Here is a 25,241-nt window from a genome sequence, read left to right on the forward strand (position 1 = left end):
AAAAGACGTTATTCTTTCTGTAGAATTATAGGAAAGGATGGCGTTTTTTTATGAATCTTTCGATTCTTGACGAACTTCAGGGTCTGTCAAATCTTTTGTGTAAACTCTCTTAACAGACTCCGCTGATCGCTTTCATGTCCATGGCTATGTTATTGTGGCCCTGCAAGAGGTTCGTAAAACGATACAGAGTGAGCTTTCGCCACGGGCAAAAGCATGGCTCAAAGCCAACCATCGTCTATTAAATCTCCAAGTGGAATCCCTATCTGCAGAGAGTAAGAAAACGCTGGATGAATTACTCGGTTACTCTCCGCTCCTACGAAAATGTTGGGAACGGAAAGAAGCTTTTACTACTTGGTATAACTATTCACCCAATGCCGAAGCTGCAACGAATGGATTTAACCGTTGGTGTGAACAGGGCGATAAGATTGACCACGAAGCTGTTAAAAGTGGTTTGAAAAAGATGCGTATTTGGAAAAATGAGATCATCAACTACCATCGCTGCCGATGGACGAATGCAACTATAGAAGGTAGGGGATGCCTTTTAAGTTAATGTCATCAAAAGTAGAGTTGAACAAGTAATTTATCGGATTCTTAACTAGGAGCTCTCCTGTCATACCCTCTAGAAAATCTGAAAGATTAATGACTATATCGTTTATGTTAGTGTTTTGTTCAGAAGAGACTAAGTTTTTGATGATATCTGTTTCCTACAGTCAATCTATTCATTGTCTTTAATTTTTTTGATAGATACTTCGTTTTTTTCTATTATCACTTCATAGTCAACAATTATTCCTTTTCTAAAAATTTCGGTGAATTCTCTACTTACTGAGTAATTTTTTTTCGGATTGAGTGTAACCTTAAATACATGTTTTCCATTTTTCATCTGGAACTTTGCAACTTCTCCAAGTTTAATATTACTATCGATCAAAGAGTCCATTTGGATGGTATCTTTTTCATCAACAGTAACAACTACGCTTTTTAAATCCAACGGACTGTTATTTGTAATCATCAGATTATACTCTTCATCCTTAGCTGTTGGTGTATCACTTAAAGTATCTGAGTTGTTTTTTTCACAACCCGATAATAAGACTATAAACAACATAAAAATAGTTAGCCATCTCTTCTTTGTCAATTAAGTCGCCTCTCATTCTGATTATCTAATGCGTTGGCAAGAAATTAAAAAAAACATATTGGTTCAAATGGCGCTAAACATCTGAAATCATAGAGATTTGGAAAGAGCGACTTTCAGAGGAGGAGTATGGATTTCGCTTGGGGGCAGGCATCATGGTCGAGGTCTTAACCGGGGAAGAGGAACTTGCTAGTAAGTTGGGTACCTTTCATGACAAAACTCCATAATTAAAGGAGTAAATCCTGTGCGCTTAATAATTGTTCTAAATACAATTCCCTTTCGAAATTAATCAAGAAAAACAAAAAAACCTTGATTTCTCAAGGTTTTTTCATTGGATGCCGAGGACGGGGGTCGAACCCGTACGGTACTCACGTACCGCAGGATTTTAAGTCCTGTGCGTCTGCCTGTTCCGCCACCCCGGCATATTATGTGTTGTTGCTTCATACGATGTTTACGTATAACGCGACAAGAAATATAATATCATGAATATCGATAACGCGCAATCCCTTTTTCAAAAAAATTTTATCACATTAAAAATAACCCGTTCCAGCGTGTGCCGACACGGGTTATTTGGCATGTTGATTATCTGCGTTCGTCACTTCTGCTTCTCATTCCGACAAGGCCCAAGAGTCCAAACAATCCGAGCCAGCCCCAGTTAGATCCTCTGCTGGTAGTCCCAGTATTGGTAGTTGTGCTGGTTGCCCGATATCTACCATCCGTTGTAGTGTTGGATAGTGGAGTTACCGTATTTCTGTTGTAGTTATCCCGGGTGTAATTTTCATTGTAGTTATTGGTGTTAGGTCTATAATTTTCCCCTGTGCGAATCTTATCTTTCATAATGCTCTCATGCTGATTCATCGTTCCCGTGGTGCCGTTCATTAGATTGCCTTCCGTATTCATCATCCGAGTGTTATTCACAGTACCATCCATGCCCGTATTCGCGTTCGGGATACCGCCTAAAGCGGCTGACCCGATTGGATTAGCGTAACTAGCTCCCATTATACTCATTGACAGTACAGTACCGCATGCAAGGCTTGTTATTAGCTTGTTCACAGTGTTATGCCTCCCTTTATGGTTAGTTATCACTGATAATTTCCCCTTGGGTGGCACTGACTATACATGAATAGCTTTACTCTTTTATTACATTCACTGTCTTGCTTGCTGCGTCATACGTAACCTTTGCTCCAAGAGCCTCAGCCAGAGCACGCACGGGTACATACGTTACGCCGGTATCAAGAACACCATCCGTAAGTTTAGTGCCGTTTAAGGTTATCGTTACTTTAACGTCTTTGTTCACCTGGTCATCCTCCCCAGTAATTCTTTTTAAAGCTTCATTGACCTGATCCGTCGTAGGACGTTTACCTGCCCGAAGTTGAGTCGTAGTTAAGCCGAAGGCCATTTGCAGATGTGAATAATCTTTAAAAGACGTCCAGTCTCCTCCCCACTCAAGCCCTAGCTGTTTTCCCACCTGTACAACCTCTTGCCAGTCCGCTATTTTATCTTTATCACCATCACGATTCATATCCCAGGAAATACTATTTCCATCCGGCAGCAAAAGCGCAAAATCAAACGCAAGGCCATAATTGTGATAGCTGGTTCCACCCTTGGCGTTGGTAACTATAGGTCCAGGCTTACTTCTCCCCTGCGCATACAAGGCATTTTGTTCAGCAATCGACCGCAATCCCTGAGTAATAACGATGGGCACTCCTCTGGCATAGCTTTGCTGAATCAAAGCCTTCGCCCCTGCTGCCAAAACAGGATGAAGCCCAACAAGCCTCGCTGCCGATTTGTCCCTCACTTGATCTAAAGTCAGCATAGAATCACCCCTTGGTATAATCAATGATCCCGCTTCCCCATTCGCTTGTACTAATACCCCTGCTTGCATCTGCAAAAAAAAGACCCCGGTATCCCCGAGATCTTCCCTGAAAAGCACCTATTCATAGCTTCTTCACCTTGGATCATTTCTACAAAAAAGGGCAAAATATTAGCGAAAGGTGGGAACACATATGGACATTCATAGCGATAGCTATAAAGTTGCTGCCCTGAGTGAGCAGGAAGAAGCACTCGAAATTATTCGAAATGCCGAAGCTTCCATTGCAAATCTGACCGGCAACCCAACGGTGACCCTAATTGCTTATGAAAAAAGTGAAGTCAGCGGTTCTCAGCATTAGACGATGTAAACCTCCACTAGATCATCTACATTGATCCACTTCCATTCCTCCGCCCACTGCAGCTTAAACTCACGCGAGTGGGTGTGAATGGAAGTCACAAAACCACTAATTGTCGTATTCTCAAAAGGATCAAACAGCACAACAGTGACGCGCACATGACTCCGTAACGATAAAGCAAGTGTACATTCGATCTCCTCCAGCTTCTGCTCATCCAGAATAGGCTTAATGCGGCGCAGCGTCTCTCGTTCATCCCTAATAATTCTTACCTTGTGCTCCGGCAGCATCATTCGACTACTTTCCCACAGTCCGTTTTTCTCCAGCTTTTTGCCCATGGTAACCCCTCCCTAATTTCTATACTTATTCCGCTACAGACGAACGTATGTTTGTATTATATCCATACCTTCGCTGAATAATCAATAATCAGGAAAAAGATACCACTTTAAAATCCTCCTCTTTTATCTAAAAGTTGTATAATATTGAATATCTAATTGAGAGGAGCTTTCCACTTGAAAAAAAACAATGCCCTGCTCATCCTAATTCCCGTATTATTCCTATGTCTATACCCCCTCGTATATCGAAGCAGTACCCTCTCAGACCTCACAAAAGGAATCGTAGCTGGCTTATTTATAGGATTGGCAGTGTTACCTTTACTCAAGCTCAAAATCGCATCAAAAAGACGCTGACAGTTGAACTGTTCAGCGTCTAAATTTCGATCTATTCTTGAACCTTCTCTGATTCAGCGGTGGACTGACCATCAGCATCGATGAGTCCTGTTGCTTCTCTTGCTTCATTAAGCTTGGAAATGCCGTATAGCATCGCGACGTCAGCGTTCTGATTCAATTCCTCGAACTTCTCAGCAGTGACCTCTGCGGAATCAGCACCTTGAGAGGCCTGTTCTTTTAGAGAATAAGCACTTTGAAAAGCAATTTTGGACTCATCAAGCAGTTTACGAATGTCTTCGGGCAAGCTAGAGGAAATTTTCACTTTCTCAGCCTGATTGGATAGGTCTGTTGCGGTCTTTTGGAATTCGTTAATCTTCTTCTCCAACTGCCTGTCCGAAAGTTCTCCTGCTGAATAAGCAGCAATAGCTTCGTTGAACTCCGCTAAAGATGATTTTCCTAATTCATCAAGTTTAGACATTTCATTGTAGAAGTTTTGCACGGTTTCCTGCACTTCTTCTTCCGAGGCAGGAGCCGATGAAGTTGAATTATTATTGCTGCAGGCGCTAAGGATGACAGTCAGCATTAGCGTTCCTATTAGTAACACTTTTTTCATTATTTATCCCTCCACTAAACAGAATAATGTCGGTTTGTGTAAAGCGCAAATGAAATTTATGTAAAATGACTATTATGTTATAATTATTTCAATTGTAATCAGGGAAGGAGAGTATTTATGCCTTATTGCACAACCTGCGGATCAGAATATAAGCAGGGCGCTAAATTTTGTGGAGAATGCGGATCTAGCATTGACGGCACTGCTCCAGTGACCACCCGTCGTCCATCAGCAAATCCAAACGCTACTCAAGAAGTCGTGCTCTGGAAAGGCAAACCAGCCAGTATCTCTGATCGCCTCAAAGGAATCGTACGCCTAAACACGACTACGTACACCATTACAAGCCAGCGCATTATGGTAAAGACCGGACTTATCGGTAAAAATGTCGAAGAAATCGAATTACTGCGTGTACGCGATTTATCCGTAGCACAATCTATCATGGACCGGATGCTCGGCATCGGTACATTAACTGTATTTTCTGATGATGCCTCAGCGCCTCAGCTTCTTTTCCGAAAAATCCATGATGCCCAAACCGTCAAAGATGTTCTGCGCAAAGCTGTTCGTGACGAGAAGATCGCCAACAACATTAGCTACCGTGAACAAATCTAAGAACCTTTCACATTAAAAAAGCCCCGAAATCCGGGGCTTTTTCGCTAATATTCCGATGCTCGAATCAGTTCGGATATCGTCTTATGGAAGATAAAACGCTCCTGCTGGAATAATCCCTTTGGGTTGGCTAGGACTTTCCCACTGCAATACAATTCGCGCGTCCCCCTCATTCTCATAGTACTCCACTTTTATTTCATGTAGCTTGCCAGCTATAAGATTCACACTGCATTTTCGCTCCTGTCCACTCTGATTCACCCAGCTATCAATGATCAGCCCTCCATCAATCCACACCCGCACCCCGTCATCAGAGGAGGAGTAAATGGTATAGGTTTCACTATAGGCTGCAGTCAGTTTTCCACTCCACCGTACAGAGAAAGCGTCGACACGAATGGCTGGATCAGGCGAACCCTGTTTCCACGAAAATTGGATGTTAGCATCGGTTCGCGTCAGCGCAGGTGCGCCGCTAAGAGTCATGTTATTGTAATATTGCCCCCATAGTCCACTCTGCAGCACACTGTCTCCCTTAGCGGCTACAATTGCCGCCTCAGCAGCATACTCTTCCCGCGTGAATACAAAGCTGTCATTCATAAAGGCTCTAATTACCGCATCGGTATTCTTCTCATAAAGAAGCTTGCCCCAGGTCATCTGATAAGACCATTTGGGCTGTGATTTAGATAGTAGTGCAGGGGACGGTAGCTCTCCATTTTCTCCAATCGCGATCACTTTACCACGCCCCAGATCCCATAGACTATCATAGTGACTCCCCTTAAAATCCCCATCATAGATATCTAGTGCCAGCACATCTACTTTGTCACCGCTTGGGTAGTATTCGACAGGGTCATCACTCCACTGATTTTTTGCATTTGGGCTCCAGACCCACAATAAATTATGCAGCTTATGATAGCTGGTGAAACGGTCAAACATAAGGTTCCACAGTCCCACGTAGTTGATCTTCTTCCCCCACCAGAACCATCCGCCATTCATTTCATGATACGGCCGCCAGAGCACAGGAACACCTGCATCATTTAGTTTTTTTAAAGAAAGGGCTATCTTATCCAGATCAGCGATCAGTGCGTTGTACTGAGAGGTACCCGGGGTTATATATTTGTCAAAATCAGCGTTGCTTATGCTCGTAGATACGTTATCCCAAGCTGGCGCAGTCCCTGGCAACTGTGCGTGATAGCTAATCGTTACGATTCCACCGGCTTTATACCAGCGAATAGCGCTGCTAACAACCCAATCCCGCTGATTGTCTATTAGCGCCGCCGTCTGATTATTGATTGCCCCTAGCTCATAGCCGTGAAGGGCGGCGTATTGCCCGCTAGTATTTTTCAGCTTCCCATTGAACTCATCCGCGCTCTCCAAATAATCATGTTGTCCACTAATCCATCCTTTTCCTTGCAGAAAATAAAGGGTATTCAACAATTTCTGAGCAGAAGGTACCGTTTCCGAATCCGCCGGAGCCATTTGCAATTTACGATACGCTATTTGCCACTGAACATCGCTCACAAACCTCGATGCCGAATCAACCATATTTCGAAGATTGCGCTGTTCCATCCACTCTCACATCCTTTTAACTTTTTTAAGTTATAGTATGGGGACAATAGTGACATGAACTCAACGAATGGACATGAAGTTGTAAATTAATTTAGGACAGTGTAAGGAACTGCTGAATAAATTCACGGCTCAATAAAAAAAGGAGCCCGGCGGCTCCTGACTATATCTCCAATTTACCTCGTATATCTCAGCGGTAGTAATTCAGAAATATCATATTTAGCTAACCGGCCGTCCTCGGATACAATAACTTTGCAATCCTTCCCGTAATCAGCAATTAACTCACGGCACATCCCGCAGGGAGAAACTACTTTAATTTCTCTTTCCTCGCTGTCCGGATCAGAATGCCTTACCGCAACAATCGTATCAAATTCCTTGTAGCCTTCGGATATCGCTTTTCCAATCACCATCGCTTCTGCACAGACTGTAATTCGTCCCATGCTAGCTTCTACATGTACCGCTGTAAAGATTTCCCCCGTCTTAGTACGGAGCGCCGCCCCTACATGGTGTCTTCCCCATTCATAGCGTCTAGTAATAATATCTTCAGCAGAGGCTATAAGCGTCTGATCTTCAATCGTAATCAAATACTCCATATCCAATTCCGTCCTCCTCTTATTTTTCCTAAGTATATTAAATCGCACTGCATTATGATATAAGATATACTATTTTAAGTTCCAAAAAAGGAGGAGCAGATTTGAAAATACAGAAATTACTCACCAGTCTCATCATTGTTGTGTTACTTGCTTTGGGCGGTTACTGGTATGAACAGAACGGAGATCCGGCAGCCCCCTCGTCCACATCCGATTCAGAAGTTGTTCAGCTGATCTTCCCAGCTGATCGTTATCCTGAGACCGCTAAGCACATTCAGGACGCGATTGCCAAAGGGGAGTCCGCGACGTGCACGATTAACCGTGAGCAGGCTGAAGACAACCGCAAAGAATCCTTAAAAGGGATCCCCACCAAAAAAGGCTACGACCGCGATGAATGGCCCATGGCCATGTGTAATGAAGGCGGCAAAGGGGCCGACATTGAATACATAACCCCAAAAGATAACCGCGGCGCAGGAAGCTGGGTTGGCAATCAGTTAGAAGATTATGCGGATGGAACCCGCGTAGAATTTATGTTCAAATAATAAGCTAACGTGAACAGTGCTTCAAAAGAATAGCCCCATCCGGTATACCGGATGGGGCTACAATGTGCATCAGCTAGCTTAGAATAAGCAAGCTTTAGTGATGATAACCAGCAAGATGAAGAGTACCAGAATAGCTCCTGTTGAAGTAAAAGGACTACACACCGGACCTACATTTACTGGGCTTACTACAGGACCTACGTTACAACCACAATGTTCCATTCCCATAATTAATTCCTCCTAATGATTAATGACTACAGCACAAGATATGTAAAAAGGAGATAAGCCGTTTGGGCGAACTGGCAAACAAATGCTATTCACCTAATGAATTAGGTAGGCACTGTCGATAAACAGGATATACACAAAGGAGGTGCAATATGGATATAGCCGCATTATCAATGGCAATGAGCCAGGCATCCTTAGCTCAAAATGTAGGAATACAAGTCATGAATATTGCCAAAAATCAGGCTGAAACCCAGAGTCAAACGATGGTGGAAATGCTGGGCAAAAGCGTTGCTCCGAATTTAGGAAAAACACTTGATATTAGTGTTTAATTGCTTTATGCTAAGGACACACGAGAACACTCGTTCTTATGTGTCCTTATGTTTTTTACTTTACATAGCCTTCGGGCTTTTCTTTTGCTCATTTATGCGAACATACGATCCTATAACTGATTCTGAATGAGGTGAATGATATGAATAACATGAAATCCTATTATCAAATGACTGCGCTGGAGAAGTGGACAGAAGATTTATACAAGCGTCTGAACCTTACTCAGCCTTCGCAAATTTCGATTGCTTATATTGCAGAACGGCTTAATATTTGGGTTCATTATTTGGATGTAAGAAGCAAGAGCATCGAAGCATCAGCGGGGATGTACACCATGTTTATAGACAACCGGCTTCCAGCCAGTCTGCAGCGGCTAGAGTTTCTCCATGAGCTCTGTCATCTGCTCCGCCATGGTACTGATCAAATATTGATGCCAGAACATTTTACGCGGGCACAGGAGGATGAATCTGAGCGATTTATTCTTTATGCAGCTATGCCCTACTCCATGATCTCCCGCATGACATTGCCTGAGCAACGTGAAGATGCAATCAGCTATCTTGCAGCAGAATTTCAAGTGCCAAGCGAGCTGGCTTTACAGCGGATTGATCAAATTCAAAGACGTGTTTTTCAGGGGCAATTATTGGCCGTGATGGGAAGAAACGAAGAACGATTAACACATATTCAATAATGACTGCGGAGATAATAAGGGTAGTCGCAATGAAGGACCATTAATTATGGTGGAATTTCTCGCAAGGGGGATCAATATGGAAGCCATTAAAGTAATTGAATTATTGATGACTCATCCAGATTATAACGTAGATGCAGTACACCCCGAAATTCCGGATTTTGTTGGGATCGAGTCGATTGAAGTGGATCATGAAACGGGGACCTTCTCCATTTTATTGCAAGAACCCAAAGACGACTGAAGATGATTTGTGTAAGTTCATAATAAAAAGGCAGCAAGTATAGTATACCCAGGCAATTCTTTACCTACGCGGGTTAACCTATCGGTAGTTAAATTGCTGCCTTATTTGTAATAGTAAGCTCTCTATTATGCGGATACAAACTGAATCACACCAATAAGAGTTAGAATGAGGAATATGCCCACGAACCCCCAAATAATAAACCATAAGATTCTCAGACCTGGTAGCTTCGGATTAGTATGATTCTCTAATATCTTAATTCGCCGCTCCAGCTCCTGTATTTTTTCTTCTTGTTGCATCATGTTCTTCCTCCCTTCTAATGTGTAAATTACAAGATACAATAGATATGACATACCAGTCACAATATATTATCTTATAATATATACATTTTAGCTAAATGGAGGGAATTAATGAAGAAAAGAACAAAAATAATCCTTATTACCTTCGTTATTGTATATGGAGTCGCTTCTTTAGCGCTTCAGGCCTTCCGAAATCATATGGATAATGAAGTGATTCATTATTTGGTAGCTACGAGAGATTATAAGAATGAAGATCTTTATAAAGTCTATACCCAGATTGGTAAGGCTCCCGTCGTAAGTACAACGGTGATTTTTGCAGATGAACCTAACGCAAGATACTTTTATCGAAAAGAGAAGGATCGGATTTATCAATATAGCATGGCTCTTGTAAAAAGGTTTGATCCAAACTATACATATAAACATAGTGAGGAGACCCTCCCGTAAAGGGGGAACTTCTATTATAAAGGTGCGATTGTCTCAACAGTCATGATATGGCTGCTGGGGCAATCGCACCTTTTTTAGATTCTAACCCTTGATCTAGACGCTAACAAATTTTCTCAGGAACATAATGTGACCAAATGCCGTCCTAAATGGTGTTATAGGTAAAGGGGGCATAGAATCATGCAACGATCCATGACCCGGCCGGGAAATCATGTGATAAAGAGTTACGAAATCTACGCAGATATGCTGTTCCGGATTGCTTTGGTCCATTTAGGCAGCCGCCAAGATGCCGAAGAGGCCACTCAGGATACCTTCATCAAACTGATAGAAAAAGCACCAAAGTTCAAAGACGCTGAACATCAAAAAGCATGGCTGATCCGAGTAATCACCAATCATTGTAAAACATTACTGGGCAGAGGCTGGCGCAAGCGCGAGGTTAAGCTGGAAAATGCTGAGCCGATTGCGGTAGACACCCCCGAGGATTTGGCTCTACTGCAGTTAGTTATGGCGATGCCTATGAAGTATAAAACCGTAATCCATCTTTATTATTACGAGGACTATCCCATCCAGGAAATCAGCAAGATTCTGCAGATTAGTCAGTCTGCCGTGAAGATGAGACTTCAACGGGGACGGCAACTGTTAAAACTGGAGCTGGAAGGAGTGGAATCACAATGAAAGAAGATCAGTTTCGAACATCATACAAGAGAGCGGTGGATTCTATGAAACCAGGTGAAGAGATGAAAAAAGAATTGATAGACAAACTGGAGCAACAGCAGGAACGGAAACGTCCACGCAAGACGGTTTATATCGCGGCAAGTATCGTCCTCGCCGCCGGGATCGGCTTAGCTGCACCTAATATATGGCAGCAGTTAAACGGCCAGAGTACTCAAGGGCAAATCGCTCAGGTAACTCCAGGTCCAAGCCAACCAGGCAATTCTGGCACAAATGCGTCCGGAAGCATTGTCATCCCCAAGCTGGAACTGCCGGATACCAAATCTGGCGTTATGGCAGATATGATCGCTCTAGTCGTATATAAAGATAACATTTATACACAGTCTGCGACTCGAATCAACGCAGCCGATGCTGCCGCTCTGCGCGGTGACAAGCTTGGACGTACTACAGGTGGCATCGATGAGTGGAGCGGTAAAGACAAATATATTGAGTTAGCTTCTAACATCGGCGAAACAGATATCTATTCCGTAAAGGGATATGACTCCAATTTCCTGATTATGTCCTATTCGGAAATCAACGGCGAGGTATTCGCCGAACTGTATGAGCATACAAACGGGATCACCGTAAACAGCGGCGCTGATCTATTTGACAAGCTAAATCTTGAAGGTAGAATTACTTCCGCACAGTGGGAAAGCTTCGACAGCTGGAACAACGGACAGCAGCAGTACACACCGCTCGCTGACGACGAGGCACTTAATGGCTTCTTGAAGGCACTCCAAGCAGCCGAACCGCTGGCAGCAGAGCCTCTTACCGCGCAAGGCATCTACGACAGCGAAGACCGCAAGGTTCTCTATCTCCAGCTGGAAGACAACGCCCGGGTAGAGCTGACGCTGTTTGGCCAAGGGCTAGTACGTTACGGTCAGGCACCTGTATTCTTCGAGGTCGAGTCCGGGGCATTCCAGCTGCTATGGGATAGTATGAAACCATAAGAATGATGGTCGGAAACCGAGAGTATAGCGATAGGAACAACGATTGGGACAACTTTTCGGGAACCATACCCATTAGAAAAGTCTAGCTGGATACAAAAAAAGGCGCTGCTGCAAAACCATTTCATGGCTTTGCGACAGCGCCCTTTTTGTGTTGGCTGCATGGTTTGCATTGCGTCATGTCAGAATATCAGATTCTAAGTATAAAAGAGCCGTTGTAGGTTAATCCTATGATGGCTCTTTTACATGTTCAATACTGCTATGATAACGGGACTAAAAAAAAGAACGCCCACGATGGACGTTCCTGAGATTCTTATTCGTATACAACGTTTCAGCTAGTTACGCATTTACACTTTCTGTTTTACGATCCTGTCTTGTGTGTAATGTTTTCATCGCAAATCTTGCTATCGGCTGAGCAACCAACAGTTCAATCCAAAATGCTATACCAAAGTTTCTTGGCCAGATATGAAGGAAGTTTTTAAGTGGCTCTAGACTTATTTGTTTCGTCCCAACCCATGTGCCGATAATCGATAGTAAAATAGATAACACCGTAACATTCAATAAAGTATTCAACAGCACCCTAGCATTAAATCCATCGGTTTGTCCCATGAATTTTGGCATCACTTTTCCAACAATCGGCCCTGCAACTAATCTTACGGATAAAACTACGATCATCCACATAAACGGAATAACCTTTAGTGTATCTATATACACTTCCTTACTGAAGCCACGTTCCAACCCCACAATAATAGGGGCAATAGTGTTTACTGAAATGATTGAAATAATGAGTAAAAATAATATACCTTCTTTTCCGTTTCTGGGTAGTCTTGTGTCTCCATGCATGTTTGTCATCTCCGTGAATCATATTTCAGATGGCAGACGTATCATGAGACATATATTTTTGGCCCAATAAAAAGACCAATATCTCTACACACTGATTTAATAATTATAGCACTTTTTTCAAATGAATGTCAGACCTCTATTTAAGATTTATTAAATCCCTCTGCTCTTTAGTGCATTCAAAAGATTTAAACTATCCCTGCAAGCGCATGGCGATAAATCTGGTATCAGTGCATCCGTTAGCAAGCTCAAAATTCCAGCCTTCCTAATTCCCTGCCTTTTGAATTTATGTACCTATAGCCAGCAAAAAAACCTTACAAAGTAAGGTTTTTTGATAAGCGGGCCCTGAAGGACTCGAACCCCCGACCAATCGGTTATGAGCCGACCTAGCACTTGATCAATCAATTCCCATTCCTGCGCGTCAAGCACCGGCTTTCATCTTAATCCCCGCTCCCGCTCATCACTAATGATCGAATATTATGCTCCGGTAGCATCGTTCAACTGCAATCCCAAATACTTTCCAATTTCTTCGCCATGATGTCTGCCCTCCTAGTAATCTGTCTAGTAATCTATATGACCACCGTCTAAGCCCCATGAAACTGATGTTGGTCGATCCTCAGTTCGCTCCCATCCCTCAACGACAACCGCACTCTCTGGCGATTTCCCGAACTCCCACAGAATGTAGTTATTCTCTGTCAATTCCTGCAGCCCAGCACGAATCTTTTCTGATGTCCGCCCACTCTTTCTCTCCAATCCTCAAGAGTAGGCATGTACCCGTGATGCACCGAGCAATGCCGCATGATCATCAGCAGCTTGCGGGCCATGTCGCTAAGCATAACGCTGTTCCTTCGACAGGTTGCCAAGACAAAAACTGGCCGCTAAGAACACGCGCGGTACTCCAGTGGATAAGCATGTTGCTCGGATTTGATCTCCTCGAATCCCCATCACTTCAATTTTACGTTGAGATATCCTCCCTGATTTATCTTGATACACTATTTCAACGTTCCACTTTATACATCTTTTTTTAAAAATAAAATCACTTTCAATCAGATTGCTAGAAACCAAATGGATATGAAATAGAAATAAATCAAATATGTACAAATTATGATAATATTTTATTATTTTTAATTTATTTTCCAGTTTTGTATTTACTAAAACATTTTTGCATAATACAATAAATTGGAAATCTAAAGAAATTTACCTAATTTTATAAGGAGAGGATTATATTAGTAAATAGATATAAAATTTCAATTGTGGTATTAATAATCTTTACAGTTTTCTTCTGTTTAGCATTTTCATCTTTCAAACATTCTAGTGATATCCATTATCAAATAGTTAGCCCTAAAGAAGCCAGCGTCATCAATTTTGATAAGAAACAGCAAGTACCTTGGGGAGTTCTCTATCAAAATCAAAAGATCTCGTACACCTTAACTAACAAATTCTCTAAAGTGATTAAAGTAGCTATTATGGATAGTGGAATTGATGAACAACATGAAGATTTAGAAAACACATCCATAATTCAATACAATGCTGTTGACTTGGAAGAGCCAGTTTTTGATAAATTAGGTCATGGAACTGCAATAGCAGGTATCATTGCTGCAAATGACAATGAATTCGGATTAGTGGGGGTTTCCCCTCATGTTAAGATTTTATCTATTAAAGTATTAAACGATGAAGGTAAAGGTGAAATTGAGAGTTTTGTGAGAGGTATTGAATGGGCTATCGATCACGACGCGGATATTATTAATATGAGTTTTGGAATTAAGAGAGATGATCCACAATTAAAGACAGCCATTGAGAAAGCACTCAAACATGGAGTTATTGTTGTTGCTGCGGTGGGTAATAAGATGGGTTCTGAGGCTGAGTTTCCAGCAGCATATAAGGAGGTTATTTCCATTACAGGGATAGACAGCACAGAAAATATTTTCAGCCTAGCGTCTAGAGGAAAAGTTGACTTTAGTGCACCTGGCAAAGATATTCTTAGCTTGTCTCCAAATGACCAATATGCTGTTTATAACGGAACTTCTTTTGCTACTGCTCATATCACTGGAACTATTGCAAATCTACTCCTGATTAACGACTATTCTAAGAACGAAAATATTAATACTTTTATTAAAAATGATTTAACGAGCCTTTCAAAAGATCTGGGCAACAAAGGCTACGACAATATTTATGGAAACGGTTCCTTATCTAACTAACTAAATGAAAGAGGGATAAAATTGAATAAAAAAAGATCTATTATTAAGCCTATTATTTCAACCCTACTCTCCTTTGCTATAATGTTTTGTTTCGTAATTCAACCACAAGCATATGCTAAAAGTGAGCCGTCAGACGAAATATCTCCTAAATTTCATGTTATAACTAAAGATGAAAATAAAGTGGAAGTTGAAGCAAGATATTCTAATGGCAATTCCGATATGTTCCGCAGTTTTGGAAAAACTGAACAAAATGACTCAGATATAGTCGGTGTTATGACTGTAGATAAAAAAGAAGCAGAGATGACACTAGTAACAAACGAAAAATCAGAAGATGGATCCTCAAACGAAACAGTCTATGAAGTATTGATACATAGTATTAATGACGATGGAGAAATGAATGCTACATTTACAAATTTAGAAACTAATGAGAGTTTTTTGATTGAACAGGATAAATTACAAGCTTCCTTTGTAATACCAATCGGTGTTATTATTGGAGAAGCTTTGCTTGGGTATTTGCTTGGTATAGGAGCAGCCTTAGTTGTAGCATACGAAACTATTAGTGTGATTAACGAAGTAAGAGATATCTTAAAGAAAGATCAAAGATACCATCACTATACTGCTCGAATTTTAGGAGGAAATCTTTATGTAGGGAATGCAATAGACTTGTCAGCAGCGGCTGCAAGGATAATGAATCCTATATTTACCGAAAACACCAAAAATGTCTGGTCTACAAACTCAGCATTAGCAGAGGCGGTTGCGAGAGTGGCTGGTGAAGGGAAGACACCTAAAGGTCCAGAGGTAACTTGCGGTCAGCTTCCAGGTAATTTTTACTACGCCCATTATCATACGAATGATAGAACTGGAGGACATTCTTTCTTTTAAGGAGATATAATGCTAAAACAATTAGATAAAAATTTCAAAGCATCTGGTCTACCATCAAATTACACTTTAGACCAAGCAGGACAGTTACTTCAAGAAAATTACAATGCAATAGAACTAAGTAAAGAAGATTTTAAAAGTCTACAAAAAGATCCAGATGCTAAGTACGATCACATTGCTAAGTGCTATAAAATAGTGGACACAAAATTACTTTATTCAATTTTTACTCAGGATGAGAAACAGGATTTATCTGAAATGATCTTATATCTTAATAGTTTGGTTAACGATAATAGAGGATCGTCAGAAAATTCTGAAAATGAACTTATGTGGAAAGATATAAAAGAAGGAAGACGAATCAATATTGTACTAGAAAGTGTAGATAACAACTCTATATCTTCATTTACTATGCAAGGTTTGTCTCAAAAAATTCTGAATGATCTAATTATATTAAAGGGTATTCCAAATGAATATTGTGTACTCGGCAATCCTCATTATGAATATTACCTGAATGTATTGCATAATGCAGGAAAAATATAATGAATATTTCACTGAACTTAATTTCATTACTAAATTAATTTTTTAAAAAAATCCCCCGTCGACCACTTAAGGTTGACGGGGTGTTTGTTATACATCCTTATGCCAAGACTTTCCTGAACTCAAATTCATTTCTCATGTAATAAGCATCTGCAACCTTAACGTTAACTGGACTCCATTTCTGGAATGGACCCTCACAATCAATTGTACAGCCAGACAGATCACCACGACGTTCAAGTATATCTACTTGTGACTGTGACAAAATAGCCGTTAGAAATTCTGAATCCGTCTTCAAGACTTTGTATACATTACTCAATATAATCACTCCTAAAAAGATAAGATACAAAGCGCTAATCCTAATACAATAACTCCTACGATCATCACAACAACACCTTTTCTGTTTTTTAAATAGTTATATCCACCAATAGATATGAGGGCTCCACACATCATTACAACCATCAAAGATTGTCGTTCCTCATTCGCAACATCATAATTATTGAACAATAATGAAATACCTAGAAGAATAGTTGCCGCACAAAAATGGATACCAAATTCTTTGAATATTTTCTTCATAACAGTACTCCTATGTATTAAAATACCTGGTTTCATTTTCTCTGCTTTATGTATTTCTTAATCAAATAAAACAATACAAATCCTAACAATACCAAGCCAAGTATGGTGATCCATAGAATCGTTGGATTCCCTACGAAAAAGTATGTATTTCTATATTGAAAATCTTCATTGTTCATCAGTATAAAAGCTCCTTGTTCTAAGAACTATCTATTTCTTCGCAACCCATCGTTTTTCAACTTTGAAGTCCTTCTTAATTACTTTATTATCCCATGACTCCAGTATAATCCTGGGCTCTGACTCAAGGATATCCTTTGCTTTATCAATCTGCCCTGACTTGAAAAAGTTTATAATTTCTATAAGGTCACTTCTACTACGTAATCTTACGGCGTTATAACTAGCAAGTTCTTCACACGCTGAGGTATATTGATTTGAGGATATTACCATGGACTTTTTTGCCCTGTAATATCTCATGGAACTATAGATCTCTTGAACAGCTTCTAACCCTACTGGATAAGAATAACACTTTGCCTGAACAACATTTCGAACCCCCTCCCCGTCTGTAAACACTAAGTCAGATCCAAAATCTCTGCCTCCTCTCGTTTTATATGCATCACTATAACCCATGGCCAAAAATAAACGATACAGATATTCTACAAAGCCAGTTCCGTCTTCCATTCGGTCTATGTCCTTGATCGTAATCTTAAGTGGATCAATTACTATACTTTGGGGAGGGTAACTCTTCTTTCTAGATAAAACTTTGAATACAAAAACAGCAGTAATGATAGCAAGAATAACCAACAAAATTATCATTTTTGTCAACCAGCAACCCCCATTAATATAAGAACCTCACCAATGCCGGCGAGGTTCTTCCAAATTACAATGCCATTACTCCCAAACCCTAGAACCTTAATATAAAATATTTGGAACATTATGTATATATGACTGGTAAGAAAAAGTCCTAGACTACTGTTGGTTTTTGGACTCACGTTTCCCGTTAGCGTAAGCCCTTGCTAGTCCTGAATATCATTAACTAATGAATACTTGTGTTCTTCTTCCTACTTCAATTCGTTCAGTAAATTTTCCTCCTGTATATTCTTCTATTGCCTTTTTCCAAAAGAGTTGAGCGGGCTTGTTGTTATCTATTTGGTAAACTTCCCATTTTCCCTGGTGCATATCAAATATATCTTTAGCAACCAATCTCCCTAATCCCAGCCTACGATACTTCTTCGCAATAAAAAATTCAGCAATAGAAAAATATGCGTCATCTTCTTCCCGATTTTTTAATTTGACTAAGACAAATCCAACAATTTTCCCATTGAGACTGATTAAATATGGATAATTGGGGTCTTTAGACCAATATTCATCAATTGGATAATTAGCATACTTACCGTTTGCCTCAAACTGCAACTCCATAAATTCTGAGAAATCATAAATATAGAATTGTAACAGGTTGCTGAGTATTTCTTTATGTTCCAAGGTTGCTATTTTGATTTCATAGTCCATGTTTGATACCATCCCTCTGTAGATTCAACTATCGTTTCCCATTAGTTAAGTCCCAAACAAACCATGTTGCGATAAATTATTTTATAGTGTCGTGCTCATAGATTTTGGTGGGTCGTCCCCATTCGAAATTATCCAAACCGATTTCTCTGAATCCATATTTCTCATAGTAACGAATATGGTCAGTCGTTATATAAACCTTCGTATATCCCAATTGCCCCACCATTTTTCTGGCATGCTCCAACAATACTGAACCTAAACCTTGCCCTCGCTCATTCTCGTCAATGAACAAAGGAGCAATCCATGGCGATAAATCTTTTCGAATTTTATTTTTCTTTAACATATTCAGCAATCTCTATATGACGCTCTGGACACTCTATTATAGATTTAATAGCTTGCATTAAGTCACTCCTTCATAAATACGGTTCTTGATGAGTATCACCTTCAAAAAAAGGTGCTTTCAGATTACACCTTAAGTTAACTGCGGGAAACGGAAAGTTTATTTTAAGTTAAACTTTACTGCCTGTTAGCTTGATGAGGCGCCCGCCAGTCTATTGTGTTTTCATTGGCAATTTATACTGGAATGAGACGTGGTGAGATCCTTGGACTTCGCTGGGGTGATATCGACTTCGAAAAGAAAGAACTCAAGGTGATTCAGACGGCCAACTGGACACGTGATGGTTTAGTCATTCAACGCCCGAAGACGAATGATTCCATACGACGGGTAAAACTTTTTCAGAATATTATTGATGACCTTAAGAACGCTACAAACAAATCGAGGATTATAAAAAAAGAATATGGGAAATTATTCGGGGAAAATCACTTAGTATGTTGCTAGCTGGTGGAGGCTATATAGATCCAAGGTAGCTCAACGGCTGGGTATGACTCTAGCGATGTTAAACTAACTTTATTCCCATCTACTCCCCGATATGCAAAGAGATGCTGCAGACCTGATAGATACGAAGATGAAAATGAGCAAGAAACCAGAGGATCAAACAACGCCGTGACCAAAATGTGACCATTTCCAATTTTATCGCTTTTCCAACTCTTCTACTTCTACTTCTACTTCTACTTACAAGGGAACCTATAGACAGCAAAAAACCCTTACAAATTAAGGGTTTTCTCTAAGTGGGCCCTGAGGGACTCGAACCCCCGACCAATCGGTTATGAGCCGACCGCTCTAACCAACTGAGCTTGGGGAAAGGTTAAAATGAGCTTAACTGCGTTTCTATTTCTTCTATAGAAAAAATTACCTATAACTGAGACACCATCGTCGATCTTAATCCAATCATAGCCATATTCCATTTGCAGCTTGATCCCCGGATCTTAACTATACTTACTACTTTATCATAGATTCCAAAACAAATAATAAACGTCGCTAAGTTAATATTAGCAAACCACTAAAGTGCTTAACTACATTTCAGAATTCTATTATAATCACTACTGCAAAAAGCTCTATTTTCACTAGATTTCAGAAAAATTCCTATATATTCTATTATTTACACGATAAAATATTTTTCTAATAAATTTGCTATATTCTCCTAAAATATGTATAGTTAATTTGTTCCAAAAATAAAATATTAGGAGGATTTAATTATGTTTAGGTTTTTTTACCGTATTTTGCCACTTGCTCTAGTCGTATTTTTATTAAGTGTCAGTATTCCAGTTTCAGCTGCAGAAGCACAGACAAGCGTTGATTCGGGAACAAAAGTATTCACTTCTGATTACAAGGATTATGATGGGAATATTGTGGGCACAGAGACTAAAAAAATCACAATAGATGCCCCTGTATATGACTCCGAAGGTACAAAAAGTATTACTATTTCAGAAACTGTTTCCTATAATTTTGACAATGATTTTGAATTTAAAGATAAAATAAAAGGTGAAACCATCGTAACTGTTTTCTCTGTAGATAAAGATGGTAACAACTATGTTAACAACGAATTAGTGGTACAAGAACCTTATGAGCAACCCCAAATTTCTACAAGGGACTCAGGCGGGCATTGGAAGTATACATATTACAATGGTGATAACCCATCAACTCAAGTCTACATGTATACTGGCTCAGGCGTTTCTTTTGATATGAGGGACGTCAAAAACGCATATAAAGAGGTATACTTAATGAAGAATACTACTAACAATCCTAAGATTTCAGATTTCAAAATGTATGCCACACAAGTTTCAAATTCTTATGATAGTTATAATAATTACGGGGGAATGTATGCCTTAGAAATTCTTGGGGTAGTTGGAGCTATACCTTTTGCAAATGCAATAGCCGCAATAGCTGCTGGGGGTGTTGTGGTATGGACTGCCTACCAAGGTTATAGCGCTTGGAGTTCTATGAATCAAGCCATGGCAAATGCCTATTCCCTTCTTTAGATTTTAAAAAAAACTGTATTTTCAATGCAGTTAGAGTGCCGAAAAAGTCCGTAGGACTTTTCGGCACTTCGATTTTTATATGGGTAGATTCATCTTTCAAAACAAAAATTGATTTAAAACGATCTAAGGATCTTAGTTTTTAGAATAACAAGATGAATTTAACCCCCCTGCGTAAAACCAGGTTTTCTCGACAACCTGACTATTTTAATGTATATTTTTTCGAAATTTTATATAATTAATGTAATCACACGAGCGAGAGGTAAATGTATGAAAAAAACCAATAAATTATTTGTATATTTATGTTGGTTCGCTGCTCTAGGAATCAATATAAAAATTTTAATAAGGTCACTTTCGAATAATGAGCCTATATTTATTAATGTAGTAGGTGTGATTTTATTAATAGTTGTTATTTCAACCTTACATTTTAATATTAAGACTAAGAAAAAATAAGTGTTTGCTACCTTCTGATCTTTAAGCAGAATCGTGTTGAAATTGCTCATTTTTCCTTCTTCTCGTTCAGTCACATCGCCCATATTTAAATCTGGTGGACGTCGTTTATGCCAGCGAGTATAGGTCTTGCTATCTGGATTTATCGGAGAGCCGTCTCCACTGCGAATGTCTCCATAAAGTATAGGCGGCTCGTTGAATTCCAATTGGAGCAATGGAAAGTCTTGATCCTCCCGAGAAGCGATAAAGAAAAGGCGTTCCCGTTTTTGAGGAACGCCCATAGTAGCCGAATTTAGTAGAAAAAGTTGTGGCTTATACCCAAGCTCTCGAAAGCGAGACAAAACCAGACTAACGAACCCACGAGCCTTACCAACCATCATTCCTCGCACGTTCTCAGCGACAATTAACCTAGGTCGGAGTTTCTCTGCAACATCCAAAAAATCAAAGAAAAGATCATCCAGTCGCTGCACTGCCTGTCCCTCGCGGAAAGCATGCACCTCACCCCACTTGTCCTCTCGATCTCCTGCCATGGAAAACACACTACATGGCGGCGAACCATCCAGAATGTCCAGGTCAAATAATTCCGGCGGCAGCTCTGAATCTGACACCTCCTTAAAGTCCTGAATAGGCATATGGTACGGATAACGGGGATTATGATTCTGCCGATAGATCCGCATCATTTGCGGGTCGATTTCTACATTACCCAGCACCGTGTATCCAGCCAACTTATATCCCATCGTTGAGCCACCACCGCAGCTAAAGCAAGAGAACACGGTATGTCCATGCTTCGGCACGCTGGCAAGATCTGATAACCGCCAATCCCATGCTGGGCGACTCATGATACATCCTCTTTATCAAAGACGAATCCGCAACGAGGACACTTGCAGTCAAAGCGTGACTCATCGAATTCACTGACATCTAACTCACGGGTCTGAAAGTCTCCAAGCTGATCGGCAGCCGGCTCTGTGAAATCAGCAATTAATCTTTCGGCTTCTCCCGCATCAAAACCGGACAGCGCCAGATCAGCCCCACCCTCTTGCAGCTCACCTAGTAATTGCGCCAGCGCCTCGTCATCCCAGCGACCAGACACTTTATTCAGTGCCAGATTCAGTAGCCGCTCACGCTCAGGATCCAGATTGACCACGGATACGGGCAACTCTGTGAGACCCTGTTCACTGACAAGCACCTTATACCGCTGATGGCCGCCGACCATGTTGCCGGTCTGTTCGTTCCAAACGATCGGGTCTACATACCCGAATTCGTCTAGGCTGCGTCGAAGCTTTTCATACTCTGAGTCGCCTGGCTTAAGGTTCCGGGGGTTATAGACAGCTGCATTGAGCTGCTCGATCGGGATAATTCTGATGTCCATAGAAACCTCCAATTAAATAAAAACAAATTAAAAAACAGCACCCAAATTAGGGTACTGTCACACGATTATCCTTATTAAAAAAGGTCAGGCAATACTTCTTGTATTTTTTTGAATACTGTTAAATATTCAGAGAAAAACATTTCAAAAAACATTTGTACAAGCTGGTCCTTCTCTGATTCAATTTTATTTTGTATTACGTCTGAAATTCTTTCTTTATTAAAATTAAACTTAGCAGAAACACTTGGAGCAGTTAGTTGGGATATTGATTGTGAAATTTCCGAATTAATTGAAGCAATAGCAAATTCAGAGGTAGATTTATCTTTGTCTTCTGGTAATAAAAAGTAAATGTTTAGCTGCACTAATAAAGTAGCTTTATCTAAGTTGAGTTCCAGATCCGGAATAGCACTAATTGAAAGTTGACTCTCAATTGGTGCTAATTTTTCTTTTAAATATTCTTCACCGAGTTCTTCCGCTCTGTTAAGAACTTCAGCTTTTAGCTTATCTAAATCAGTTAAGTCTCGTAACTCCTGAAGCTTTGCTACTAATTGTTTTCCTTGTTCATTAAGGCCTTCCAGATTTTGATTAATATTTGATAGTGCACTATTTACTTGGTTTTTAATCAAGGCCTCTGTTCTTTCTCTTAATTCTTTTGCAGCAGCTTCAAGTTGGGCTGCTGCCTGAGCTTTCGCTGCTTCTTCAGCTTCACGTGCTTTCTTTTCCAATTCCTCGGCTATTCGTTTTGCTTCAAGTTCTGCTCTTTCCTCCGCTTCTCTTATAGCTCTACGTGCTTCTCTCTCAGCTATTCGAGCGGCTCTTGCAGCAGCTCTTGAAGCAGCTTTTGCAGCAGCATCATTTGTACTTTGCACGAGGTTTTTCGCTGCATGTGTAACAACATCGGTAGATATCTTCAAACTTCGAAATCCCATTATCAAATTACCTCCATATCGTAATGGAATTATCGTTTCCTAATATCCTTTTTTAATTCTTTTTACAATTATTTGTGTTGAGTTGGTTTTTCATCTAGGGATTGGCGCAAACTCAGTCGGAGACGAAGAGAACCTGCTCATCATGCTTTTTTCTGAGCTTGACCACACAAACACACGTTCTTGATATAAAGCCTGAGAATGGCTCACAGAAGGTCAATTCTAAGCATGAAAAAAGCACCCAACTCTACATTAGGTGCTACTCTTAATTATTATCGGATTCCAAAAGCTGAATTTAAATTATCGAGAGTGTATCCATAATCCACGAAATCCGGTCTTTTAAAATGAAGTTCTGCTATTCTTACAATCATAGTTATCCCGAAAGAATTTAAAGCAGTTGGATTTTGTTGTACAACTCTCATTACTTCTCCAAGGTCAGAAAAATCAGCAGTTCCATTCTTCAGCTTACTTTGAACGATGTAAATACTCCTCTGATCATCTTCCCTAAGAAGTTCAATAGGCTTTTTTGCTTGCATCACTGCATCTCCTTTCGACATCATATTTCGACGCTCAGGGAGTTTTTCCCTTCTGGCATTTCACCCTAGAACAAAACTGTGCAGTTCCTTCCCAGCGCCCCCATATGCAACCCTTACACTTAGTTGGCTGCCGAGGCGGATCTTTTAAACGCCGCTGCTGTTGCTTCTTCAAATTAATTACCCCCAATAGAAAAAAAGCCGCCCAGTAATGAGCGACTTCACGAATATGTATTATTGTGTGCTAACTTGCTGTATTTTTGCGCCAAAATCATCTATTCCATATTGGAAGAAGAGATAAAGCCCTACTAGACCAACAATCCCAACTAAAAACTTATGCGCTTCACCTTTTACTCTCAAAATCCGTAAGAGTATCGCAGTTACCAGCATAGGAAAAACCAAATACAAACCTAATCCTTCAGCTATTGCCCAAGCCATCGCATTAAAAGTTTTTCCCACTGAATCTCCAAAATTGATCATATAACACCTCCTGCCACTGAATTTCGACAGAAGGAATAAAATTCCTGCAATACAAAATAAAAGCATGGCGTCCGCTCCGGTCCGTAGCAAATGCGCTGTGCTCTTTGCTTAAAATCTTTATCTCCATTGTTACAAAGGAGAACAAGACCATTTTAATATTAGATATAATTTAGAGTCAAGTAGAAAAGATCAAAGAAATGTCTTAACTATGGTTGTATCTAAAACTCTTAATCTCTCGCTATTCGAAGAAGGGGAAATATAAAACCCCTCTTGCCTCCCATTTATCAATTTGCTTCTCAGAGAATCCAATATTTATTGTAGTTTCAGATGTTGGAGTTCTTGGTTTTTTATTTACGATCTCATCTACTAATACTTGGTGTGGAATTTGAACGAAATAGGATATATCCTTCCAATATTCGCTTTTCCCCTCGCTTATTAGCCGTCTGTAAGTTCGTGGTATTAGTAAAAAAGCCTTATCAACTCTAATTAAATTTTCTTTAAACTTGTTGTACTCTGTTTTTTTGATTGTGACCTGTTCTAGAGGGTTTTTAATATCCTTATGATCACGGGGAATTATCCAAAAACCATATGAAATATCACCAATAAGGCCCGTAACCAATGATCCAGTGCTATTTACTTCTTTTGCTTTTTGGGACTTCAACCACTCTATGGCCCATTTAATTCCTAGCTTTGTATTTGGTAGTATTTCGTTTAAAGTTATATTTTGGACAGTTATTTTCTTCGCCTTCTTTCTGGAATATTGTTGAAATAATCCAAACAAGAGTGCGCTGTAATCACAAACTGTCAGAAAACTTGCTGTTTTCGAAAAGAGACACTCTGATAGTGCATTCCTTT

36 protein-coding genes, 3 tRNA genes and 1 pseudogene are annotated in these 25,241 nt (G+C 40.2%); 15 read left to right on the forward strand and 25 right to left on the reverse strand.

Annotated elements, in window-relative coordinates; translation table 11 throughout:
- Positions 1 to 121: 121 nt before the first annotated feature.
- Positions 122 to 532: pseudogene (locus MKX41_RS17005) on the forward strand (ISL3 family transposase); the annotation flags it as partial.
- A gap of 183 nt (positions 533 to 715) precedes the next feature.
- On the opposite strand, the gene MKX41_RS17010 reads toward MKX41_RS17005, so the two are convergent.
- The 4 genes from MKX41_RS17010 to MKX41_RS17025 form a co-directional block, all read right to left on the reverse strand.
- Positions 716 to 1,129: a hypothetical protein gene (locus tag MKX41_RS17010; RefSeq protein WP_340972079.1), complete on the reverse strand. Its 414-nt coding sequence runs from the start codon at positions 1,127 to 1,129 to the stop codon at positions 716 to 718.
- Positions 1,130 to 1,462: 333 nt separating this feature from the next.
- A tRNA-Leu gene (locus MKX41_RS17015) sits at positions 1,463 to 1,548 on the reverse strand.
- A gap of 160 nt (positions 1,549 to 1,708) precedes the next feature.
- Entirely contained in the window at positions 1,709 to 2,179 is a 471-nt protein-coding gene (locus tag MKX41_RS17020) for a hypothetical protein (RefSeq protein ID WP_042190773.1), read from the reverse strand.
- 76 nt (positions 2,180 to 2,255) lie between these two features.
- Entirely contained in the window at positions 2,256 to 2,942 is a 687-nt protein-coding gene (locus MKX41_RS17025; RefSeq protein ID WP_340972082.1) for a M15 family metallopeptidase, read from the reverse strand.
- 190 nt (positions 2,943 to 3,132) lie between these two features.
- Between MKX41_RS17025 and MKX41_RS17030 the strand changes: the two genes are divergently transcribed.
- Positions 3,133 to 3,297, forward strand: a complete 165-nt coding sequence (locus MKX41_RS17030) for a hypothetical protein (protein WP_179283823.1) — start codon at positions 3,133 to 3,135, stop codon at positions 3,295 to 3,297.
- Here MKX41_RS17030 and MKX41_RS17035 read toward each other — a convergent pair.
- Both MKX41_RS17035 and MKX41_RS17040 read right to left on the reverse strand, forming a co-directional pair.
- On the reverse strand, positions 3,294 to 3,629 hold the full coding sequence (locus MKX41_RS17035; protein ID WP_042130171.1) for a YolD-like family protein: 336 nt from the start codon (positions 3,627 to 3,629) through the stop codon (positions 3,294 to 3,296). The two genes, MKX41_RS17030 and MKX41_RS17035, sit on opposite strands and share 4 nt — an antisense overlap.
- A gap of 382 nt (positions 3,630 to 4,011) precedes the next feature.
- Positions 4,012 to 4,572 carry a hypothetical protein gene (locus tag MKX41_RS17040; protein ID WP_149646645.1) on the reverse strand — a complete coding sequence of 187 codons (561 nt, stop codon included), beginning with the start codon at positions 4,570 to 4,572 and terminating at the stop codon, positions 4,012 to 4,014.
- A gap of 117 nt (positions 4,573 to 4,689) precedes the next feature.
- Between MKX41_RS17040 and MKX41_RS17045 the strand changes: the two genes are divergently transcribed.
- Positions 4,690 to 5,178 (forward strand): PH domain-containing protein, encoded by a 489-nt coding sequence (locus MKX41_RS17045; RefSeq protein WP_339797888.1) that lies wholly within the window; start codon positions 4,690 to 4,692, stop codon positions 5,176 to 5,178.
- A gap of 81 nt (positions 5,179 to 5,259) precedes the next feature.
- Here MKX41_RS17045 and MKX41_RS17050 read toward each other — a convergent pair whose 3' ends face one another.
- Positions 5,260 to 6,735, reverse strand: coding sequence for a glycosyl hydrolase (locus tag MKX41_RS17050; RefSeq protein ID WP_340972090.1), 1,476 nt, complete (start codon positions 6,733 to 6,735; stop codon positions 5,260 to 5,262).
- Between the two features lie 173 nt (positions 6,736 to 6,908).
- Entirely contained in the window at positions 6,909 to 7,325 is a 417-nt protein-coding gene (locus tag MKX41_RS17055) for a cytidine deaminase (RefSeq protein ID WP_042194350.1), read from the reverse strand.
- Between the two features lie 107 nt (positions 7,326 to 7,432).
- Between MKX41_RS17055 and MKX41_RS17060 the strand changes: the two genes are divergently transcribed.
- Entirely contained in the window at positions 7,433 to 7,864 is a 432-nt protein-coding gene (locus MKX41_RS17060) for a NucA/NucB deoxyribonuclease domain-containing protein (RefSeq protein WP_076284862.1), read from the forward strand.
- A gap of 78 nt (positions 7,865 to 7,942) precedes the next feature.
- Here MKX41_RS17060 and MKX41_RS17065 read toward each other — a convergent pair whose 3' ends face one another.
- The gene (locus tag MKX41_RS17065; RefSeq protein ID WP_156113170.1) at positions 7,943 to 8,089 is read right to left on the reverse strand and encodes a hypothetical protein; all 147 of its coding nucleotides are present in this window, start codon (positions 8,087 to 8,089) and stop codon (positions 7,943 to 7,945) included.
- Between the two features lie 149 nt (positions 8,090 to 8,238).
- Between MKX41_RS17065 and MKX41_RS17070 the strand changes: the two genes are divergently transcribed.
- The 3 genes from MKX41_RS17070 to MKX41_RS17080 all read left to right on the forward strand — a co-directional run bounded on the left by MKX41_RS17070 (position 8,239) and on the right by MKX41_RS17080 (position 9,336).
- The gene (locus MKX41_RS17070) at positions 8,239 to 8,415 is read left to right on the forward strand and encodes a YjfB family protein (protein WP_076098563.1); all 177 of its coding nucleotides are present in this window, start codon (positions 8,239 to 8,241) and stop codon (positions 8,413 to 8,415) included.
- Between the two features lie 140 nt (positions 8,416 to 8,555).
- Complete coding sequence (locus tag MKX41_RS17075) at positions 8,556 to 9,098, forward strand: ImmA/IrrE family metallo-endopeptidase (RefSeq protein WP_231573332.1); 543 nt, start codon at positions 8,556 to 8,558, stop codon at positions 9,096 to 9,098.
- 76 nt (positions 9,099 to 9,174) lie between these two features.
- Positions 9,175 to 9,336 (forward strand): hypothetical protein, encoded by a 162-nt coding sequence (locus MKX41_RS17080; RefSeq protein ID WP_170880221.1) that lies wholly within the window; start codon positions 9,175 to 9,177, stop codon positions 9,334 to 9,336.
- A gap of 125 nt (positions 9,337 to 9,461) precedes the next feature.
- Here the strand turns inward: MKX41_RS17080 and MKX41_RS17085 are convergent, their stop codons facing one another.
- Complete coding sequence (locus MKX41_RS17085) at positions 9,462 to 9,635, reverse strand: hypothetical protein (RefSeq protein WP_156113172.1); 174 nt, start codon at positions 9,633 to 9,635, stop codon at positions 9,462 to 9,464.
- Positions 9,636 to 9,743: 108 nt separating this feature from the next.
- Here MKX41_RS17085 and MKX41_RS17090 point away from each other — a divergent pair, with 108 nt between their 5' ends.
- The 3 genes from MKX41_RS17090 to MKX41_RS17100 all read left to right on the forward strand — a co-directional run bounded on the left by MKX41_RS17090 (position 9,744) and on the right by MKX41_RS17100 (position 11,734).
- On the forward strand, positions 9,744 to 10,076 hold the full coding sequence (locus tag MKX41_RS17090) for a hypothetical protein (RefSeq protein ID WP_042190784.1): 333 nt from the start codon (positions 9,744 to 9,746) through the stop codon (positions 10,074 to 10,076).
- A gap of 177 nt (positions 10,077 to 10,253) precedes the next feature.
- Positions 10,254 to 10,748 carry an RNA polymerase sigma factor gene (locus MKX41_RS17095; RefSeq protein ID WP_042190786.1) on the forward strand — a complete coding sequence of 165 codons (495 nt, stop codon included), beginning with the start codon at positions 10,254 to 10,256 and terminating at the stop codon, positions 10,746 to 10,748.
- Positions 10,745 to 11,734 carry a hypothetical protein gene (locus MKX41_RS17100; protein WP_340972096.1) on the forward strand — a complete coding sequence of 330 codons (990 nt, stop codon included), beginning with the start codon at positions 10,745 to 10,747 and terminating at the stop codon, positions 11,732 to 11,734. The genes MKX41_RS17095 and MKX41_RS17100 overlap by 4 nt, the downstream gene beginning before the upstream one ends.
- Positions 11,735 to 12,070: 336 nt before the next feature.
- Here the strand turns inward: MKX41_RS17100 and MKX41_RS17105 are convergent, their stop codons facing one another.
- The 3 genes from MKX41_RS17105 to MKX41_RS17115 form a co-directional block, all read right to left on the reverse strand.
- On the reverse strand, positions 12,071 to 12,574 hold the full coding sequence (locus MKX41_RS17105; RefSeq protein WP_339243098.1) for a hypothetical protein: 504 nt from the start codon (positions 12,572 to 12,574) through the stop codon (positions 12,071 to 12,073).
- Positions 12,575 to 12,910: 336 nt separating this feature from the next.
- Positions 12,911 to 12,981, reverse strand: a tRNA-Ser gene (locus MKX41_RS17110).
- Positions 12,982 to 13,132: 151 nt separating this feature from the next.
- Positions 13,133 to 13,324 (reverse strand): hypothetical protein, encoded by a 192-nt coding sequence (locus MKX41_RS17115; protein ID WP_340972098.1) that lies wholly within the window; start codon positions 13,322 to 13,324, stop codon positions 13,133 to 13,135.
- 500 nt (positions 13,325 to 13,824) lie between these two features.
- Between MKX41_RS17115 and MKX41_RS17120 the strand changes: the two genes are divergently transcribed.
- The 3 genes from MKX41_RS17120 to MKX41_RS17130 are packed head-to-tail and all read left to right on the forward strand — an operon-like array spanning position 13,825 to position 16,185.
- Complete coding sequence (locus tag MKX41_RS17120) at positions 13,825 to 14,769, forward strand: S8 family peptidase (RefSeq protein WP_340972100.1); 945 nt, start codon at positions 13,825 to 13,827, stop codon at positions 14,767 to 14,769.
- A gap of 21 nt (positions 14,770 to 14,790) precedes the next feature.
- Entirely contained in the window at positions 14,791 to 15,651 is an 861-nt protein-coding gene (locus MKX41_RS17125; RefSeq protein ID WP_340972103.1) for an SAR2788 family putative toxin, read from the forward strand.
- A gap of 9 nt (positions 15,652 to 15,660) precedes the next feature.
- Entirely contained in the window at positions 15,661 to 16,185 is a 525-nt protein-coding gene (locus MKX41_RS17130) for a hypothetical protein (RefSeq protein ID WP_340972105.1), read from the forward strand.
- Between the two features lie 97 nt (positions 16,186 to 16,282).
- Here the strand turns inward: MKX41_RS17130 and MKX41_RS17135 are convergent, their stop codons facing one another.
- The 5 genes from MKX41_RS17135 to MKX41_RS17155 form a co-directional block, all read right to left on the reverse strand.
- Positions 16,283 to 16,498, reverse strand: a complete 216-nt coding sequence (locus MKX41_RS17135) for a hypothetical protein (protein WP_340972108.1) — start codon at positions 16,496 to 16,498, stop codon at positions 16,283 to 16,285.
- An 11-nt stretch (positions 16,499 to 16,509) separates the two neighbouring features.
- On the reverse strand, positions 16,510 to 16,755 hold the full coding sequence (locus MKX41_RS17140; RefSeq protein ID WP_340972110.1) for a hypothetical protein: 246 nt from the start codon (positions 16,753 to 16,755) through the stop codon (positions 16,510 to 16,512).
- Between the two features lie 207 nt (positions 16,756 to 16,962).
- Entirely contained in the window at positions 16,963 to 17,565 is a 603-nt protein-coding gene (locus MKX41_RS17145) for a restriction endonuclease (protein WP_340974960.1), read from the reverse strand.
- 216 nt (positions 17,566 to 17,781) lie between these two features.
- Positions 17,782 to 18,258, reverse strand: coding sequence for a GNAT family N-acetyltransferase (locus MKX41_RS17150; protein ID WP_076299641.1), 477 nt, complete (start codon positions 18,256 to 18,258; stop codon positions 17,782 to 17,784).
- 76 nt (positions 18,259 to 18,334) lie between these two features.
- A complete protein-coding gene (locus MKX41_RS17155; protein WP_076284744.1) occupies positions 18,335 to 18,598 on the reverse strand; it encodes a GNAT family N-acetyltransferase in 264 nt (87 codons plus the stop codon).
- A gap of 213 nt (positions 18,599 to 18,811) precedes the next feature.
- Here MKX41_RS17155 and MKX41_RS17160 point away from each other — a divergent pair, with 213 nt between their 5' ends.
- On the forward strand, positions 18,812 to 19,093 hold the full coding sequence (locus MKX41_RS17160) for a site-specific integrase (protein ID WP_340972113.1): 282 nt from the start codon (positions 18,812 to 18,814) through the stop codon (positions 19,091 to 19,093).
- 291 nt (positions 19,094 to 19,384) lie between these two features.
- Here MKX41_RS17160 and MKX41_RS17165 read toward each other — a convergent pair.
- A tRNA-Met gene (locus tag MKX41_RS17165) sits at positions 19,385 to 19,450 on the reverse strand.
- 401 nt (positions 19,451 to 19,851) lie between these two features.
- Here MKX41_RS17165 and MKX41_RS17170 point away from each other — a divergent pair.
- A complete protein-coding gene (locus tag MKX41_RS17170) occupies positions 19,852 to 20,634 on the forward strand; it encodes a hypothetical protein (RefSeq protein WP_340972114.1) in 783 nt (260 codons plus the stop codon).
- 227 nt (positions 20,635 to 20,861) lie between these two features.
- Here MKX41_RS17170 and MKX41_RS17175 read toward each other — a convergent pair whose 3' ends face one another.
- The 6 genes from MKX41_RS17175 to MKX41_RS17200 form a co-directional block, all read right to left on the reverse strand.
- A complete protein-coding gene (locus MKX41_RS17175; protein WP_340972116.1) occupies positions 20,862 to 21,920 on the reverse strand; it encodes a DNA cytosine methyltransferase in 1,059 nt (352 codons plus the stop codon).
- Positions 21,917 to 22,450, reverse strand: coding sequence for a ParB N-terminal domain-containing protein (locus MKX41_RS17180; protein ID WP_340972119.1), 534 nt, complete (start codon positions 22,448 to 22,450; stop codon positions 21,917 to 21,919). Before MKX41_RS17180 ends, MKX41_RS17175 begins: the two co-directional genes overlap by 4 nt.
- Before the next feature lie 74 nt (positions 22,451 to 22,524).
- On the reverse strand, positions 22,525 to 23,376 hold the full coding sequence (locus MKX41_RS17185; protein WP_340972122.1) for a hypothetical protein: 852 nt from the start codon (positions 23,374 to 23,376) through the stop codon (positions 22,525 to 22,527).
- A 269-nt stretch (positions 23,377 to 23,645) separates the two neighbouring features.
- The gene (locus tag MKX41_RS17190) at positions 23,646 to 23,909 is read right to left on the reverse strand and encodes a hypothetical protein (RefSeq protein WP_340972124.1); all 264 of its coding nucleotides are present in this window, start codon (positions 23,907 to 23,909) and stop codon (positions 23,646 to 23,648) included.
- Positions 23,910 to 24,140: 231 nt separating this feature from the next.
- On the reverse strand, positions 24,141 to 24,386 hold the full coding sequence (locus MKX41_RS17195) for a hypothetical protein (protein ID WP_340972126.1): 246 nt from the start codon (positions 24,384 to 24,386) through the stop codon (positions 24,141 to 24,143).
- 238 nt (positions 24,387 to 24,624) lie between these two features.
- Positions 24,625 to 25,167 carry a hypothetical protein gene (locus MKX41_RS17200; protein WP_340972129.1) on the reverse strand — a complete coding sequence of 181 codons (543 nt, stop codon included), beginning with the start codon at positions 25,165 to 25,167 and terminating at the stop codon, positions 24,625 to 24,627.
- Positions 25,168 to 25,241 lie beyond the last annotated feature (74 nt).

It is taken from the genome of Paenibacillus sp. FSL R5-0475, from assembly GCF_038004585.1.
In the GTDB taxonomy this organism is placed as follows: Bacteria; Bacillota; Bacilli; order Paenibacillales; family Paenibacillaceae; genus Paenibacillus_AQ.